Here is a 16,950-nt window from a genome sequence, read left to right on the forward strand (position 1 = left end):
ATGAGAACCTGGGTCGAGGCTGGCAGGGCACGGTCAACCCCGAGACCAAATTGTCGAAAGGCCGGCAATCCCGCAAGCCACGCGAGATGGAGGTGCGCCAAAGGCGCTTCAACGGGCAATATCGCTGCTTCGGGGTCCGCGCCGGCCCAATAACCGATGTATTGGGCCGGATAGGCCTTTCCGTAAGCCGCTCCATCACCGAGCCTCACAACTGGCGGATGTGGGCGCAGGCGAATGATGGCCCCGGAGTTACATTCTCCTTCTCCATCCCCCGGGCTTCGGGGTATGAGGAACCTGCATCCAATGTCGGCGTTACGCGAATGGACGCTGCCAGCAATGCCCAGAGCGCAACGGGGTTCCCCATGAAGGTCACCGCTCCTCTCGTGTCGGTCGTCGACGACGACGAATCCATACGCGAGTCTCTGCCCGACCTGATACAGGCGTTGGGCTTCAGTGTCGTTGCTTTCTCCTCGGCGGAGGAGTTTCTGTCGTCCGAAAGCGTCGACAAGACCAGATGCCTGATCCTCGACGTGGCCATGCCCGGGATGACGGGGCCCCAGTTGCAGAGCGAACTGAAACGGCACGGACACAGCATCCCGGTCGTCTTCATCACGGCGCTCAAGGACGACACGGTGCGGCAGCGCCTTATCGAACATGGCGCGGTAGAGTGTCTGTTCAAGCCGTTCAGCGATGCAGCCCTTCAGAATGCGTTGAGCTCGGCGCTGGGATCAGGGTGAGGGTCGTGCTCTGCCACGGCAGCTTCAGCGGCGAAAGCACGAATTGGGCCTGATCCTATAGAAAACCTCAAAAGGCCGATAACGCCAATAACCAATGCGACGATGGATCTGTCGTCAAGCATAATGCAAGTCAAGTCTGGTCAGTTATCTTAAGGGTAAAGCAGATCGCGTCAAGTGTTGTGGCTATTTAAAGAGGAGGCAGCGATAATAGCGAGCATGGTAGATCATTCGGTCTCGCAGACCATAACGTGTGAGACGCCAGTCGTATTTGTGGTGGACGACGACATTTCCGTGCGCGAATCGCTCGATCTGCTTGCCCGTGCCGTCGGTTGGATGCCGGAAACTTTCGTGTCCGCGCAGGACTTCCTCTCTCGCTCGCGGCCAAGTGTTCCCAACTGCCTGATCCTGGACTTCAACCTTCCCGATATCAACGGACTCGACTTGCAGGGGCTAGTCTCTGTCGAACGGACCGAAATGCCGATCATCTTCGTCACCGGCTATGCCGATCTGGCAACCGCAGTCCAGGCGATGAAAGCCGGGGCAGTCGAATTCCTTACCAAGCCGTTCAGCGACGAGTCGCTGTTGAGGGCTGTCGAGCGGGCGCTTGAGCGAAGCAGGAGTGCTCTTGCGGCAGCCTCACAGGTACAATCGGCTCGCGACCGCTACAAGTCGCTCAGCCGTCGCGAGCGGGAGGTGATGGCGCTGGTGGTTTCGGGCTTACTTAACAAGCAAATCGGCTTCGAACTCGGTATCAGCGAGATCACCGTGAAAGCACACCGCGGCCAAGTTATGCGGAAGATGGAGGCCCGGTCGCTGCCTGATCTGGTGAGAACCGCGGCGAGGCTGGAGAGCACGCATTAGGCACGGTGATTGAAGCGCGTTGCTGGTCTATGGCAGCATCGGTGATCCGCAGAGTGCGACAGCCAAGAGGCCTGACAACATGTTCATTGACCACGAACTTGGTGTCCCGGGTCGGTGGTTACGGATTGGAGCGGTAATCCCTGCGGTGCCATTGTTCAGTGTCGGTTCGATGTACCGAGGCGTCGATCGAACAGCAGTCGATGTGGCCGTCTCGGATTAGCGCTCGGACCATGACCTTCGATAACGCCCCGAGATCGATCTCCATCGTCCTTTCACGCGTGTAAGCGTGCCCGTCAGCCACACTGGTGACGGATTTCCGCTGTGTCTTTGTGCCGCCTTGGCGGTATCTCGAAGTCGACGGCTTTGCCGATACCAAAGTATCTCCGATACCATTGTGCAATAGTTCTGGCTTTGCGATCGGTCCATCTGTTGGGGTATCAAGTGGATTTAAAAGACTGGGGAGATTGCCATGCCCGAAGTATCGATAACGCCCACGCGCAGGGAAGTACTTGCCATGACGGCCGCTGCCGGAGCCGCGAGCGTGTTTGCCGCGCAGCCACAGGCAAAGGCCGGAGACGGTTTGGTCCGCCCGTTCCACATCGAGATTCCGGAAGAGGCGCTCACGGAACTTCGCCGGCGCATAGCGGCGACTCGGTGGCCCGACCACGAAACCGTCGGTGATCGTTCTCAGGGTGTTCAATTGGCAAAACTCCAGCCACTTATGGAATACTGGGGTGCCGAATACGATTGGCGCAAGATCGAGGCGAAGCTCAACAAGCTCCCCCAGTTCATCACCGAGATCGACGGGCTGGATATCCAATTCGCACATGTCCGCTCGCCGCATGATGGAGCCATGCCGCTACTCATGACTCACGGCTGGCCAGGCTCGATTGTCGAGCTCCAGAAGGTCATCGAACCGCTGACGAACCCGACGGCCCATGGCGGGCGCACCGAAGATGCTTTCCACCTCGTGCTTCCGACGATACCCGGTTACGGCTTCTCCGGGAAACCGACCAAAACCGGCTGGAACCCGGCCCACATAGCCAGCGCGTTCCACGAACTAATGCTCCGGCTTGACTATCCCAAATATGTGTCCCAGGGCGGCGACTGGGGGGCGATCATATCGCAACTGCTCGCGGTCCAGACCCCCAAGGGACTTCTGGGCATACACGTCAACATGCCCGGGACCGTGCCTCCGGACGTCCTTCGGCATTTGCGCAACTTTGACGCCGCGCCGGCGGAATTGTCCGAGCGCGAGAAGATCGCCTACGATCGGCTGCTGCACTTCTACCGCGACGGCTTCGGCTATGCAGCGCTGATGAATCAGAGCCCACAGACGATCGGCTATGCCCTCGCGGATTCCCCGGTGGCGATGGCGGCTTATTACTACGACAAGTTCTCGGAGTGGACCGACACCGGGGGGAATCCCGAAAATGAACTCACCTATGACGAGATGCTCGATGCCATCTCTCTCTACTGGCTAACCAACACCGGGGCATCATCGTCACGGTCTTACTGGGAAGGCGCGCAGGCCGGCGGCGGCCCGTTCAACGCCTTCGACATCCCGACGCTGCCGGTCGCGGTCACCGTGTTTCCGTCCGAGATCTACCGCGCGCCGCGCAGTTGGGGAGACAGGGCCTACGGCAACATCATCTACTGGAACGAGGTCGACAAGGGTGGGCATTTTGCTGCTTGGGAACAGCCTGACATCTTCGTCGCCGAGATTAGGGCAGCGTTCAAACCGCTCCGACAATCCATCTGAAGAGAGCGAGGCGGTCCCCGCTCCATTCCCTCCCCACCGCCTCCTTCAGAAGCGCGGCCGGGTTCCCCGGCCCGGCCGCGCCCATTTTGCTTCCCCGACTTCGCACCCCGGCGCTACCTCGCGGTGACACAGGCCAAGAGCGCCTTATTCGGCGAAATCCTCCACGACCAATCTTGAAAGGCTCGGCCATGACTGAACATGCCAAAACCGCCCACGGTGAGTTGACGGCGGAAACCGCAACCGCGACGCTTGGTGCAAGCGGCGTCGACATGAAGCTCGAGGTCGTTGTACTCCCCGTTTCGGACGTCGATCGCGCCAAGCGCTTCTACGACGGCCTGGGCTGGCGGCTCGACGCTGACATCGACTGGGGCGACGGTTCGCGAGTCGTGCAGTTCACGCCGCCGGGCTCGCCGTCCTCGATCCACTTTGGCAAGGGCATCACGGCCGCGGCCCCTGGCTCGGCACAGGGGCTCTATCTTATCGTGTCTGACCTTGAGGCGGCACGCGTTGAACTAATCGACCGCGGAGCTGAGGTTAGCGAACTGTTCCACCGCGCCGGTCGGAAAGGCATTCTTGACGGCCCGGATCCTGAACGGCGCAGCTACTCCTCGTTCGCATCGTTCAGCGACCCGGACGGCAACCGCTGGCTGCTCCAGGAGATCACAGTGCGTCTGCCCGGACGAGTTGAAGCAGGCACGACATACACTTCGTCCACCGATCTGGCGGCCGCGCTCCGGCGCGTTGCCGCCGCGCATGGCGAGCACGAGAAGCTTACCGGCCAGCACGATGTGAATTGGCCGGACTGGTATGCGAAATACCTGGTTCAGGAGCAGGCTGGCAAACCGCTCCCAACATAAGCGGCCGCTCTCTGATGGAGGAGCCGAATTTCGCGAGCCTCCCGCCTTTCCAAGAAGCGCGCCGTGCAGGAACGTGCCACAGCGAAACTCACATGAATCCAAAACTCGTCGCTTGCGCCAGAAATGATAATGAGAGGGCGCAGCGTCACTGCAATAAGCAAGCCATACGCTTAGTTCGCGCGGACGTGAATGTCTCAGCCGGTCACCTAAGATGGCGGCCAGGAGTCTGCGATGAGCCTTGCGTATCCTTTTTGGCCGTGCCCACAACCAGTATTTGGTGACCGGGGTGCTTCGATCCTAACAGGCCGTCGGCGTACAAGGCTGGCCGCCAGTTCCCGCGGGCGTCCTTAGCCGGGCCAGTCTTTTCCCAAATTCCGAAAATACAATTGGGCTGGAACGCTGACACTATCGCATAATAAATCTCGGCCATTCCAAGTCTGTACCGCAGCTGAAGTAATCATACTGACACGGAACGGCAGACCGCATGCCAGGAACATCGCTATCAACGGGACCGAATCTCTGGCCGCCGCAACCGCTGGCGCGTGCGGATACTGTTCATTCCGGCTACTCGGGAGCAACTCGTCGCATAACTGCGACATTCGGGACATACAGGTACGGGTCGGACTCTCTTTGGGTGAATTTTACTCAGCTTGAGCTTATCGAGAATGATCGTCCAAGAAGCGGCGGCAAATGCGGAACCGGCAACGACCCCGATGGAGCGTCGATCGTGCCGGAAAGCAGTATCCAGCAAGCACGGTGGATCCTAGTTCCATTGTTTTGGCTGTGGATCGTTGTTGGCGCAGCAAATATAATCTTATGATGAGAAATCGGTATGCGAGCTTCATCAGGAACAGAATGCAAAATCAAAATCGCAGGCTGTAAATATGCGATACCAAGATGGGATCGCCAATCGCGTCAACTGATACGAAGACTACGAGCATGCAACGGTATTCATTCAACAGTGCGATAGCGGTAATCCTTCCGCCGGGCAGGAACCAGACGAAAATGGCGAGCGCAACGGCTCGCCATCATTCGGAGGTGGAGGCTTGTCGGCGGGGGATCATGACCCGGCAAGGGCATTCAAATCAGCGCAGAATTCGGCATAAGGCTTTGTCATTCCGGCGTCTTGGCAGTCTCTCATCAGTGCCTTCCGCTTGGTCCTGGGCAGCGTCGCCAGGGCTAACTTGAACCTGTTTCGCATGATGGGATTGGTGGCAGTCGGTCTGGCGATGGAATTGGTGTAGAACGACCGTTCGTTGATGTTGTCGATGACGTCCAACGCGCCGCCAAATGCCACACCTCCTAAATTGGACAGAGAAAATACTAAGCAGATGGACATAGTTTTACTGTTCATTTTCGGATTCCTCCTTCGGAACCGTGTAACCGCCCGCCCTATGACTACGATGATTGACGGATCACACTCGCCTAAAGGTCTACGGGATAGCTGACATGTACCTAGAGACGAGAGAAACTCTACTGTACGATGGTATCGCCAATACGTTGGCATCGATTGGTGGGTACATCACTGAGCAGGCAAAAGCCGCTACAGTTTCGAAGTGAGCGGGAGTGCTTCTGGCTCCAGGCTTGTTCCTCGTTCGGGTTTTGCAGCAACTGGCCAACGAAGTTCGGCCAACCGCCATCGTCTAGCCCTGCGGTTGGCGATACCAACGTGCAATGGATATATCTCTGTCGAAAATGGATATTCTATCCATATCCGAAGGGACGAATGGCGCGGCTGGTCATGCCAACAAAAAGGCTATCGCAGACAGAGCGCGAATTACTTGCTGCGACAGCGATCGCCGGGGTTGTCGGGGCGCTTCCCGGGACGGTGGAGGCATGGGCCCGCGATGAGTCGATCAGCGCCCCTAGCTTGGATGGTTGGAAATGTGGTTCGGTCAAATCTAACGAGTTCGATATGGGCGATACCGTTGTGAGCGCCGAGACTGCAATCGAGACCTGAGAGCCTTGAACGGCGAGGGCTCATGAAGTCACGAGGTCCATACCGTTGGCATTCGACGCAATCGGGGATTTCCGCGCGCAGATGGCGCAGCGGAGGCAAGGAGAAGCGCTCACTCAATTTTTAAACAAGGGCACGCGAACTGCGGAGTCGCCAGCGAAGGCAGAAGAGCAAAGCTACCGCCACATTGGGGTCTGCCCCCAGGGGTATGGACGCTTTCGCTCGTGCGCAATATTGATGGGGATGTGGCCTGCCGTGGCGCTCACATTTTCGCTGCGTTGCGGAGGCAGACGACGAGACGTTCGTTCAATGATGCTGCGCCGGGCGAGTTGGCCTTTCGATTGACGCCGCCCTGCAAAGTATCGATTTCAGGGGAACTGGTCATGACCGACAGCAAGCCGGCCGCAGACGTCACCAAGGATTGGCAAGCAACGCAGAGCCAGAAGTCTGCCGCCACGCGCCTCCGCCTTTTCGCCGCGCTCTCGTGGATCGTCGCCATTGGCGGCGAGATTGCCGGGATCGTCTTGTTTTACCAGCACAAGTTCGACCAAGGGAACCTGCCGCTGCTGATCGGCATCCTGGTCGGAATCGCGATTTTCGCAATCGCCGGTAACTTGCTGTGGAAGGCAGCAAACCGTCACGACCCGGCCCGAGCATCCGACACGGCCAGCTTCTTCTTCCAAAACCAGCTCGGCGCGATCATCACGCTGATTGCCTTCCTCCCGCTGATCTTCCTTATCCTCACCGACAAGAACATGGATCCGCAGACCAAGAAGGTTGCCGGGGGCGTCGGTGCTGCGCTGGCCGTGCTTGCGACGGTAATGGGGGTCAGCTTCAAGCCCCCGTCGGTCGAGCAGTACACCCAGGACATGAACACGTGCGCGGCCCAGATCAGGGCCGGGCAGCCGACCACGGCCTGTTCGCCCGATGTCGCCGCCCAGGCTCAGGAGATCGCCACAGATACTTCTGCGGTGACCGCGGCGACGAAGGACGCGAGTCACCCTGCCGGTCGGGATGTCGTGTACTGGATCGCGCCGGAAAACGGTGCCGCGAAGTCCTCCGAACCGCATGTTTTCCACCTCTGCGCCGCCGTGAGTCCGCTGAAGGATAAGACCGTGAATAGCGGCTCCGTGACCGAGGCCTATGCGCAGAACGCCATCCGCATCACGAAGCAGATCGAGATGGAACAGAAGCAATGCGGGTTCGCCGCCTCGCAATAAACCTGCCCGCGCGATCGCTCGCGTCGCAACCGAGCGACATTGCCCCTTAACAGGCTGCTGAAAAACGTTTTTGGTCCGGCCGACTCGTGGCTTTGATTCTGTTTTGTTCGCTTTTCGATTCTCGTTTGGACTCCAATTCCGACTTGCTTGGCAGCCGGTGCACGACTTTTTCAGCAACCTGTTAAAGCTCGTCGCGCTGAAACGGATTCAGGCGACGCGCTTTAAGTCCTTGTTTTTATGCATGTCGTTGTCCCAGAACCGCGCACACTTCTGGGCGACACGCATCAGACCCTTCGAAGATTGACTGGGCGTTTCACCGTTTCGCGCAAACGGCGAAACGCCCCCCTCCCTATTCTACTTCTCCGAAACACCGGCCTCGGCGAAGCTTGCCATCCTCGCATGGCATTCGAGCGCAGAGCGCACGATGTTGACGGCAAGGCAAGCGCCGGAGCCTTCGCCGAGCCGCATGCCGAGGTCGAGCAGCGGCGGCAGGCCGAGCGCCTCGAGCAGGCGGCGGTGGCCGGCTTCGGCCGAGACATGGGCGGCGATGGTGTGGGCGAGGCCGGTCGGGTGGAGCCTGGCCAGCGGCGCCACGGCGGCGGTGCAGACGAAGCCGTCGAGCAGCACCGGCACGTTGTTGTGGCGCGCGGCAAGTGTGGCGCCGAAGATTGCCGCCAGCTCGCGCCCGCCAAGGGCCGCCGCGATCTTCAGCGGGTCGGACAGCGAATCGGCGTGGCGCTTGAGACCTGCCTCGATGGCAACGACCTTGCGCTGCAGCCCGGCATCGTCGACGCCGGTGCCGCGCCCGGTCCATTTTTCAGCGCCGCCGCCGAACAGCGCCGTCGAGATCGCGGCCGCCGGCGTGGTGTTGCCGATGCCCATCTCGCCAAAGCAGACGAGGTCGAGGTCACCGGTCACCGCATCATAGCCGGCCGAGACCGCGGCAAGGAAAGCCTTCTCGTCCATCGCCGGCGTTATCGTGAAATCGCCGGTCGGATGGTCGAGATCGAGCGGGATGACATCGAGCCTGGCGCCTGCAATACGCGCGAGCTGGTTGATGGCCGCACCGCCGCCGGCGAAGTTGGCCACCATCTGGACGGTGACTTCGGACGGATAGGCCGAGACGCCCTGCGCCGTGACGCCGTGATTGCCGGCAAAGACGAAAACTTTGACGGCATCGAGCTTCGGCATGTCGCGGCCCTGCCAGCGGCCCAGCCAGGCGGCGATGGTTTCCAGCCGGCCGAGGCTGCCCGGCGGCTTGGTCAGCGTGTCCTGCCGCTTCGCGACGGCGCTGGCGGCAGCGTCGCTGCCAGCCGGAAGGTCGAGGCAGGCGGCACGCAGGTCTTCGAGGGATTTGAAGGACTTTTTTTGGGGGGACATGGGGGCAAGGTCTCCGAAAGAGAGTCAGGAAAGGCAAACGGAAGCGACGAGAAGCACCGCGATCTCGCCGAGCTGCTGCAGCGCGCCGATCGTGTCGCCGGTCTGGCCACCGATCTGGCTGAGGCAAAGCGCGCGGAAAGCGGTGAAGAGCAGGCCGAGCAGGATGAGCGCCGCGATCGCGCCGCCGAGACCGAGCGCCAGCAGCGCCGCCGCGCCGAGCGCCGCACCGACGATTGCGGTTTCGCGGGCGACGGTGCCGGCACCCGCCGACAGTCCGTCGCTGCGGGCCGGCGGCAGAAGATGCATGAAGGCGCCGAACAGGCCGCGCGAGGCGGCATGGGCGGCAAGCAGCGCCAGGAAGACGTGGCCGGGGCCGGCGAGTTGCGAAAGCGCGCTCCAGCGGATGAGCAGCGAGATGCCGAGGGCTGCGGCGCCATAGGCGCCGATGCGGCTGTCGCGCATGATCTCCAGTTTCCTGTCGCGTGTCCTGCCGCCGCCGAAGCCGTCGGCGATGTCGGAAAATCCGTCCTCGTGCAGGCAGCCGGTGACGAGCATCGTCGCGGCGAGCGTGAGTGCTGCGGCCGGTCCCGTGGCGAGGCCGAGGACGGTGGCGATGGCATAGACGAGCGCGCCGATGATCGCCACCGCGAGACCGGCAAAGGGCGCGGCCCAGATCGCGTCGGCAAGGCTGCGGCCGCTGAAATCGCTCGATGGCAACCTCAGCCTAGTGAAGAAGACGAGGCTGAGGCCGATATCGTCGAGCACTTGCCGGGGTGCGGAAGGGCCGCTCATGCGCCCCTCGCTATGGCATGGAAGAAGGTGCCGCTGACATGGCCGCGCCGGTAGCCCGAGGCGCCGAGCGGGTTGCCCTGGCCATCGGCGAGGTCGGCCAGCGGCTCGTCATTGCCGGCAGCAAGCATCTGCGCATAGTGGAATTCATGGCCTCGGATCACCGTGCCCTCCGGCCCCAATGGGCAGGCGGCGCGCAACCGCGCCTCGCGATAGCCAAGGTTCATCTTGCGCCTCGCGAAGCTGGTCGAATGTCCGAGCAGGCCAAGCATCTTGTGGCTCTCACCGTCCGCGTCCTCCAGCACTTCGCCCAGCGCCATGAAGCCGCCGCACTCACCATGAACCGGCTTCGCCGCCGCAAAGCGCGCCATTCCTGCCTGGAAATTCGTCGCAGCCGCGAGTTTGCCGGCATGGAGTTCGGGATAGCCGCCGGGAAGCCAGCAGACATCGCAATTTTCCCCCGGCGCTTCGTCGGCGAGCGGCGAGAAAGGCACGATCTCGGCGCCGGCCTTGCGCCAATGCGTGGCGACATGAGGATAGAGGAAGGTGAAGGCGGCATCCTCGGCCAGCGCGATGCGCTGTCCAGGCGGCTGCAAGGCATCGCCAAAATCACCGGCCGCCGGCTCCAGCGGGGTCGCCAGCGCCAGGATGGCGTCGATGTCGAGCGACTTCTCGACCGTGTCGGCCAGCCGGTCGAGATGCGTCATCAGGTTCTCGTACTCGCCGGCCTGGACGAGGCCGAGATGCCGTTCCGGCAGGTTGAGCGTCGGATCGCGCAGGATGGCGCCGACCACCGGCAGGCCGATCGCTTCGATCGCGTCGCCCGACAGGCGCCGGTGGCGTTCGCTGCCAAGACGGTTGAGCACGACGCCTGCCATACGCACATCAGGATCATAGGTCGCGAAGCCCTTGGCCACTGCCGCCGCCGTGGTCGACTGCCCGGAAACGTCGAGCACCAGAAGCACCGGCAGGCCATAGAGCCGGGCGAGATCGGCGGCTGAGCCGGAGCGGCCCTCCGGCGCGGGGATGCCGTCGAACAGGCCCATCGCGCTTTCGAGGATGACGTATTCGGCATCATCCGTTGCCTGCAAGGCCAGCGCATTGAGCAGGGAAGGCGACATCGCCCAACTGTCCAGATTGACGCCGGAGAGGCCGGTGGCAGCGGTGTGAAAGCCCGGGTCGATATAGTCCGGTCCGGACTTCGCGCCGCGCACCTTCATTCCACGCCGGGCGAGCGCGCGCAACAGGCCGATGGTGACGCTGGTCTTGCCCGAGCCCGAACGCGGCGCGCCGATGATGATCGCGCGCGCCGTCATGTGCCGCCCACCAGTGCCGCGCGCATGGCGACGATGCCGCCGACCACGATCAATGCCGGCGAGGCGAGCCCGGCGGCCGCGGCCTCCTCGGCGATGGTCGCCAGCGTGGCGACGACGATGCGCTCCCGCGGCGTGGTCGCCGCGACGATCACCGCGGCGGGTGTCGACGGTGCTAGGCCGCCCTCGAGCAGCTTTGCTGCGATCACCGGCAGATTGGCCATGCCCATATAGACGACGACCGGCTGTCCGGTGCGGGCGATCGCCGCCCAGTCGATGTCGTCATCGGTGCCGGCGGCATGGCCGGTGGCGAGGATGACGGCCTTGTTGATGCCGCGCATGGTGGCGGGGATGCCTGTAGCTGCAAGCGCGCTGAGGCCCGAGGTCAGGCCGGAGAGCACCCGGAACGGTATGTTTTCGCCTGCGAGCGCCAAAGCCTCTTCGCCGCCGCGGCCGAAAATATAGGGATCGCCGCCCTTCAACCGCACGACGCGGCGGCCTTCGCGCGCCAGCCGCACCAGAAGGGCATTGATGTCATCCTGCTTCATCGAGGGCTGGCCGCCGCGTTTTCCAGCGTAGAAGAGCTCGGCGCCTTGGGCGACCGCCACGACATCGGGCGAGACAAGGGCGTCATAGACCAGCGCGTCGCACTGCCCGAGCGCGGCCAGCACCTCAAGCGTCAGGCAGCCGGGATCGCCGGGGCCGGCGCCGGCCAGCCAGACATGGCCGGGTTCCAGCTCGCGCGGCTTGAAGTTCAGCCGCGCCAGCGCCTGCTCCACCGTTGCCCGTCCGTTTGTATTGGCGCTGCCGTTCACAATCCGTCCCGTCCGCGAAAACGCCGCTGGTAGTGAGCGTCGTAAAGTGAGCTTTCGCCGAAATCCTGTGCGGCCAAGGCGCTGCCGACGAAGATGATCGCCGTGCGCTCCATCGGGTTCTCCGCCAGTTGCGCTTCGATGGTACCCAGCGTGCCGGTCAGGATGCGCTCGTCCGGCCAGGAGGCGCGGAAGACGACCGCGACCGGGCATTCGGCGCCGTAGAGCGGCGCCAAATCCGCAACGACGCGGTCGATGGCATGGATGGCAAGATGAATGGCGAGCGTGGCACCGGTACGGCCGAAGCCGGCCAGCGTCTCGCCGGGTGGCATTTTCGAAGCGCGGCCGGAGACGCGGGTCAGCACCAGGCTTTGCGCGAGTTCGGGAATGGTGAGTTCCCGACGCAGTGCGGCCGCCGCCGCGGCGAAGGAGGGCACGCCGGGCGTCAGCGTGTAGGGGATGGCGTGCTTTTCCAGGCGCCTGATCTGTTCGGCGACGGCGCTCCAAACGGAGAGGTCGCCCGAATGCAGGCGCGCGACATCCTGGCCGGCCTTGTGCGCGGCGACATATTCGGCCTCGATCTCGTCCAGCGACATCGGCGCGGTGTCGATCAGCTTCGTGCCGGGCGTGCAGTGTTCGAGCAGTTCCGGCGCGACGATCGAGCCGGCGTAGAGGCAGACAGGGCAGGCCCCCAGCAGGCGGCTGCCGCGTAAGGTGATGAGGTCGGCCGCACCCGGGCCGGCTCCGATGAAATGGACGGTCATGCGGCCCCTCCGCCGAGAGCGATGGCGCAGGTCACCCGCCCGAGCACGGTGCGCGGTCCAAGCAGTGTTGCGCCTTTTCCGGCCGCTGCCAGTGCCGAGGCTTCCGAGACCGAAGGCGTGCCTGCCTGGGTCTGTGACGCCTCGGATCGGCTGATCGTGCCGGACGAGACCGCCTGCAGCGCGGCATCGGAGATGACCAGCACGGGGAGGTCGAGGTCGCGACCGGCAAGGAAGATTGCCTGCTCGTCGCGCTTGATTTCGCCGGTCGCCAGCGCCGACAGCGCGGTCATCGCCAGTCCATGTGCCTCAAGCGCGGTCTCGACAGCAGCGCGCACGTCGCTTGACGTCACGCCTCTACGGCTGCCGATGCCCGCGACCATCATGGCTTCACCCAGCTCCACTGCGTGACCGGCATGGCCGGACGCCAAGCCTGCATGGAGCCGACGGGGGCCGCGCGCGACAGCGCAATCCGGGTTAGGTCGCCGCCGAGCCTGTTGTGCTGATCGAGCAGCAGCGCCTCCATCTCCAGGGTCACCGCATTGGCGACCAGCCGGCCCCCGGGACCGAGCGCCTTGATCGCCTTCTCCAGAACGCCGGCATCGCTGCCGCCGCCGCCGATGAAGATCGCATCCGGCGTCTCGAGTTTGACGAACGCCCTGGGCACGACGCCTTCGACCACGACAAGGCCGGGCACGCCGCAATGCGCGGCGTTGCGGGCGATGCGGGCGGCGCGTTCGCTGTTGGCCTCGATGGCGATGGCACGCAGCGAGGAATGAGCCAGCATCCATTCGATGCCGATCGAGCCGGAACCGGCGCCGACATCCCACAACAGCTCGCCGCGCTTTGGCGCCAGCGCCGCGAGCGTGATCGCACGAATCTCGCGCTTGGTGATCTGGCCGTCATGCTCGAACAGATGATCGGCAAGACCGACGGTCAAAGGCAGGATGCGCGCATCCGCCGTCGATTCAATTTCGAGCGCCAGCACGTTGAGCGGATTGATGTTTTTGAGATCGAAGGCATCGGCGCGGGAAGTTCGATGCGCTTCATCCGCACCGCCAAGTGCTTCGAGAACCGTCAGCCGCGAAGGGCCGAAGCCGAGTTCGTCAAGCAGACCGGCGATGGCCGCCGGTGCGTCGCCGTCCGATGTCAGGGCAAGGATACGAGCGCCCGGATGAAGCAACGGACGGATCAGATCGATCGAATGGCCGTGCAGCGAGATGGTCTCGATGTCCTGCAGCGCCCAGCCGAGGCGCGATGCCGCCAGCGACAGCGAGGAGGGCGCCGGCAAGACGAGCATCTGTTCCGGCTTGACCTTGCGCGCCAGCGTCACGCCGACGCCATGGAAGAACGGGTCGCCGGAGGCGAGCACGCAGATTTTTTTGCCTTTGAGCGCCAGCACGTCGCGCATTTCGGCATCGAACGGCGTCGGCCAAGTGCGCGCCTCGCCCTTGGCCAAGTTTGCGACGAGACCAAGATGCCGCTTGCCGCCGAAGACGACTTCCGCCTGCGCGATGTGCTGCTTGGCCTCGTCGCCGAGACCCGCTACACCGTCCTCGCCGAGGCCGACGATGGTGAGCCACCTTGAGCCGGCGGCGCGCGGACCCTTAGCAGGCATGATGACCCACCGTATCCTGATCCTCGGCGGAACGACGGAAGCCCGGCAACTGGCGGGGAAGCTCGCCGGCCGCGAGAATTCCTCGGTCGTGCTGTCGCTCGCCGGCCGCACCGAAAGCCCCGTCGCGCAAGGCGTGCCGGTGCGTGTCGGCGGCTTTGGCGGCGCGGACGGGTTGGCCGCCCATCTCCGCGAGGAGCGCGTCGATCTGCTGATCGACGCCACGCATCCATACGCCGCGCGTATCTCGGCCAACGCCGCTGATGCGGCGCGGCAATCCGGCGTACCGATCCTTGCGCTGCGGCGTCCCGGCTGGGAGCCTGTCGCGGGCGATCGCTGGACGCTGGTCGACAATGTCACCGAGGCGGCAAGCGCGCTTGGCACGCCGCCGCGCCGCGCTTTCCTCGCGATCGGCCGGCAGGAGGCCGGTGCCTTCGAGGCTGCCCCGCAGCACCGCTATCTGATCCGCAGCGTCGATCCCGTCGAGCCGAAGCTCGCGGTGCCGGATGCGCTTTACATCCTGGCGCGTGGGCCGTTTCCCGAAGCGGATGAACGGGCGCTGCTCGAAAAATACAGGATCGATGCTGTCGTTTCCAAAAATAGCGGTGGCGATGCAACTTACGGCAAGATCGCCGCGGCGCGGGCGCTCAGTATCGAGGTGGTCATGATCCGCCGACCGGCATTGCCGGACGTCGCTTCGGCCCAAACCGTCGATGCGCTGGCGCGAAAAGTCGATCATCTTTTCGACCCCGTTGCCGAACGCGGCGTGTAGACCAGCGCGGGCTTTTTGCCGCGCTTGATGATGCGGGTCTCGGGCGAGCCGATGATGATGCAGGTCGACATGTCGGCCTTTTCCGCATCGGCGTCCGCCAACAAAAACACCTCGATGCGCTCGTCGGGCCGGCCGGCGGCGCGGCCGAAGATCACCGGCGTGGTGCCGGGCAGGATTGCCTTCAGGCATTCGAAGGCGCGGCCGAGCTGCCAGGGGCGGGCTTTGCTGATCGGGTTGTAGAGCGCGATGACGAAGCCGGCTCCGGCCGCCGCCAGCAGGCGCAGCTCGATCAGGTCCCACGGCTTCAGATTGTCGGAGAGCGAGATGGCGCAGAAATCATGGCCGAGTGGCGCGCCGATGCGGGCGGCAACCGCGAGCATGGCGGTGACGCCGGGAACCACGGCAAGGTCGATTCCTCGCCACTCGGCGGGACCAGCTTCGATCGCCTCGCAAACGGCCGCGGCCATGGCAAAGACGCCGGGATCGCCGCCGGAAACGACGGCGACGCTATGGCCCTCGGCCGCCTTGGCCAACGCCTCGTTGGAACGGGCGAGCTCCTCGCGGTTATCGGAAGCGATGCGCATCTGGTCCGGCCGCAGCTCAAGCCGGTCGAGATAGGGTTTGTAGCCATAGAAGAACGAAGCCTCGGCCACCGCTTGACTGGCCTGCGGCGTGACCTGGTCGGCATTGCCGGGACCAAGGCCGATGACTGTAAGGCGGCCGCTCATGGCTTTGCCCCGTGGGCTCCGGGGCGGGCCGACCAGCCGGCGACCAGCACGATGGCGAAGTAGGGCGCCTTGTCGTCCACCTTTTCGGCAAGCCTCATCGAGACGCTGCCCGGCATGGTACCACGCTCGACATAGACGGCCTTTGCCAGCTTGCCCGTCGCTTCCAGCGCGCGCCGGATCTTTGGCAGGTTGCGGCCGACCTTCATGATGACGGCGGCATCGGTGTCGGCCAGCCGGCGGGTCAGCTCGAACTCGCTCATCGTACCCGGCAGCACGGTCAGCACGTCGTCGCCCTGCACGATCGGCAGGCCTGTCGTCGACCAGCAGCCGGACATGGCTGTGATGCCGGGGATGACTTCGGTCGGGAAGCGGTGCGCAAGGCGCACATGCAGATGCATGTAGGAGCCATAGAAGAGTGGATCGCCTTCCGAAAGCACGGCCACCATCCTGCCGGCGCCGAGATGTTCTGCGACCTGTTCGGCGGACTGCTCGTAGAAATCGGTGATCTGCGAGCGGTAGTCGTCGTGATCCTTGTCGATCTCGGTCGTCACCGGGTAGAGCAGCGGCACTTCGATCATGTCCGGCCGGAAGCGTGCCTCGACGATGGCGCGCGCATTGCTGTTGTTGCCGCGCTTGGCGAAATAGGCGACGACGTCGGCCTCGGCCAGCGCGCGCGCCGCCTTCAACGTCAAAAGCTCCGGATCGCCGGGACCGGTGCCGACGCCGACCAGGCGTCCCTTCGGGAGCGCGTTCACAGGCCCGGCCTCGCCAACGAATTAAGCGCGGCCGCCGTCATGGCGCTGCCGCCGAGCCTGCCGCGCACGATGGCGTAGGGCACGCCATAGGAATTCTCGGCCAGCGCATCCTTGGATTCGGCGGCACCGACGAAGCCGACAGGCATGCCGATGATCGCTGCAGGCTTCGGCGCGCCGTCGCGCAGTTTTTCCAGCAGATAGAAGAGCGCGGTCGGCGCGTTGCCGATGGCGACGACCGATCCGGCGATGCGCTCACCCCAAAGATCGATCGCCGCAGCCGAGCGGGTGTTGCCGATTTCCTTGGCGATCTCGTGCGTGCGCGGGTCGCGCAACGTGCAGATCACCTCGTTGCCGGCCGGCAGGCGGGCGCGGGTGACGCCGTGGGCGACCATCTCGGCATCGCAGAAGATGGGAGCGCCGGCGGCCAATGCGGTGCGCGCCGCATCGACGAAACCACTGGAGAACACGAAATGGCTGGCGGCTTCGACCTGGCCGCAGGCATGGATCATGCGGATCGCGACATCGGCCTCCGATTCGGAAAAGCGCGAGAGGTCCGCCTCGGCGCGGATTATAGCGAAAGAGCGCTCGTAGATCGCCATCCCGTCATGGATATAGTCGTAGGCGGCCATTC

The 16,950-nt window shown here is 63.7% G+C and carries 18 protein-coding genes; 7 read left to right on the plus strand and 11 right to left on the minus strand.

Annotated elements, in window-relative coordinates; translation table 11 throughout:
* Positions 1-362: 362 nt before the first annotated feature.
* The 4 genes from ACWGS9_RS14535 (at position 363) to ACWGS9_RS14550 (ending at position 4,217) form a co-directional block, all read left to right on the plus strand.
* Positions 363-737, plus strand: a complete 375-nt coding sequence (locus ACWGS9_RS14535; protein WP_454505958.1) for a response regulator transcription factor — start codon at positions 363-365, stop codon at positions 735-737.
* Positions 738-953: 216 nt separating this feature from the next.
* Complete coding sequence (locus tag ACWGS9_RS14540) at positions 954-1,598, plus strand: response regulator transcription factor (protein WP_454505903.1); 645 nt, start codon at positions 954-956, stop codon at positions 1,596-1,598.
* 469 nt (positions 1,599-2,067) lie between these two features.
* Positions 2,068-3,360 carry an epoxide hydrolase family protein gene (locus ACWGS9_RS14545; RefSeq protein WP_454505904.1) on the plus strand — a complete coding sequence of 431 codons (1,293 nt, stop codon included), beginning with the start codon at positions 2,068-2,070 and terminating at the stop codon, positions 3,358-3,360.
* A gap of 269 nt (positions 3,361-3,629) precedes the next feature.
* Positions 3,630-4,217 (plus strand): VOC family protein, encoded by a 588-nt coding sequence (locus ACWGS9_RS14550; protein WP_454505959.1) that lies wholly within the window; start codon positions 3,630-3,632, stop codon positions 4,215-4,217.
* Between the two features lie 1,060 nt (positions 4,218-5,277).
* On the opposite strand, the gene ACWGS9_RS14555 is transcribed toward ACWGS9_RS14550, so the two are convergent.
* The gene (locus tag ACWGS9_RS14555; RefSeq protein ID WP_454505905.1) at positions 5,278-5,571 is read right to left on the minus strand and encodes a hypothetical protein; all 294 of its coding nucleotides are present in this window, start codon (positions 5,569-5,571) and stop codon (positions 5,278-5,280) included.
* A 372-nt stretch (positions 5,572-5,943) separates the two neighbouring features.
* Between ACWGS9_RS14555 and ACWGS9_RS14560 the strand changes: the two genes are divergently transcribed.
* Together ACWGS9_RS14560 and ACWGS9_RS14565 are read left to right on the plus strand one after the other, a co-directional pair.
* Entirely contained in the window at positions 5,944-6,177 is a 234-nt protein-coding gene (locus ACWGS9_RS14560; protein WP_454505906.1) for a hypothetical protein, read from the plus strand.
* Between the two features lie 380 nt (positions 6,178-6,557).
* Complete coding sequence (locus tag ACWGS9_RS14565; protein ID WP_454505907.1) at positions 6,558-7,394, plus strand: hypothetical protein; 837 nt, start codon at positions 6,558-6,560, stop codon at positions 7,392-7,394.
* Between the two features lie 354 nt (positions 7,395-7,748).
* Here the strand turns inward: ACWGS9_RS14565 and cobT are convergent, their stop codons facing one another.
* The 7 genes from cobT to cbiE are packed head-to-tail and all read right to left on the minus strand — an operon-like array spanning position 7,749 to position 14,067.
* Entirely contained in the window at positions 7,749-8,774 is a 1,026-nt protein-coding gene (cobT, locus tag ACWGS9_RS14570; RefSeq protein ID WP_454505908.1) for a nicotinate-nucleotide--dimethylbenzimidazole phosphoribosyltransferase, read from the minus strand.
* A 24-nt stretch (positions 8,775-8,798) separates the two neighbouring features.
* Complete coding sequence (cobS, locus tag ACWGS9_RS14575; RefSeq protein WP_454505909.1) at positions 8,799-9,566, minus strand: adenosylcobinamide-GDP ribazoletransferase; 768 nt, start codon at positions 9,564-9,566, stop codon at positions 8,799-8,801.
* Entirely contained in the window at positions 9,563-10,879 is a 1,317-nt protein-coding gene (locus ACWGS9_RS14580) for a cobyrinate a,c-diamide synthase (protein ID WP_454505910.1), read from the minus strand. The genes cobS and ACWGS9_RS14580 overlap by 4 nt, the downstream gene beginning before the upstream one ends.
* Entirely contained in the window at positions 10,876-11,691 is an 816-nt protein-coding gene (gene cobA, locus ACWGS9_RS14585) for a uroporphyrinogen-III C-methyltransferase (RefSeq protein ID WP_454505911.1), read from the minus strand. The genes ACWGS9_RS14580 and cobA overlap by 4 nt, the downstream gene beginning before the upstream one ends.
* Positions 11,688-12,452, minus strand: a complete 765-nt coding sequence (cobM, locus tag ACWGS9_RS14590) for a precorrin-4 C(11)-methyltransferase (protein WP_454505912.1) — start codon at positions 12,450-12,452, stop codon at positions 11,688-11,690. Before cobM ends, cobA begins: the two co-directional genes overlap by 4 nt.
* The gene (locus ACWGS9_RS14595) at positions 12,449-12,835 is read right to left on the minus strand and encodes a cobalamin biosynthesis protein (protein WP_454505913.1); all 387 of its coding nucleotides are present in this window, start codon (positions 12,833-12,835) and stop codon (positions 12,449-12,451) included. The genes cobM and ACWGS9_RS14595 overlap by 4 nt, the downstream gene beginning before the upstream one ends.
* On the minus strand, positions 12,832-14,067 hold the full coding sequence (gene cbiE / locus ACWGS9_RS14600; RefSeq protein WP_454505914.1) for a precorrin-6y C5,15-methyltransferase (decarboxylating) subunit CbiE: 1,236 nt from the start codon (positions 14,065-14,067) through the stop codon (positions 12,832-12,834). Before cbiE ends, ACWGS9_RS14595 begins: the two co-directional genes overlap by 4 nt.
* Position 14,068: 1 nt before the next feature.
* Here cbiE and ACWGS9_RS14605 point away from each other — a divergent pair, with 1 nt between their 5' ends.
* A complete protein-coding gene (locus tag ACWGS9_RS14605; RefSeq protein ID WP_454505915.1) occupies positions 14,069-14,836 on the plus strand; it encodes a cobalt-precorrin-6A reductase in 768 nt (255 codons plus the stop codon).
* Here the strand turns inward: ACWGS9_RS14605 and ACWGS9_RS14610 are convergent.
* Genes ACWGS9_RS14610 through ACWGS9_RS14620 form a run of 3 tightly spaced genes read right to left on the minus strand, consistent with a single transcriptional unit; the run spans position 14,800 to position 16,948 of the window.
* Entirely contained in the window at positions 14,800-15,564 is a 765-nt protein-coding gene (locus tag ACWGS9_RS14610) for a precorrin-3B C(17)-methyltransferase (protein ID WP_454505916.1), read from the minus strand. The genes ACWGS9_RS14605 and ACWGS9_RS14610 overlap by 37 nt on opposite strands.
* Positions 15,561-16,319 (minus strand): precorrin-2 C(20)-methyltransferase, encoded by a 759-nt coding sequence (locus ACWGS9_RS14615; RefSeq protein WP_454505917.1) that lies wholly within the window; start codon positions 16,317-16,319, stop codon positions 15,561-15,563. Before ACWGS9_RS14615 ends, ACWGS9_RS14610 begins: the two co-directional genes overlap by 4 nt.
* Positions 16,316-16,948 (minus strand): precorrin-8X methylmutase, encoded by a 633-nt coding sequence (locus ACWGS9_RS14620; protein ID WP_454505918.1) that lies wholly within the window; start codon positions 16,946-16,948, stop codon positions 16,316-16,318. Before ACWGS9_RS14620 ends, ACWGS9_RS14615 begins: the two co-directional genes overlap by 4 nt.
* Between the last annotated feature and the right edge of the window lie 2 nt (positions 16,949-16,950).

Source organism: Mesorhizobium sp. Arg314 (assembly GCF_053714275.1).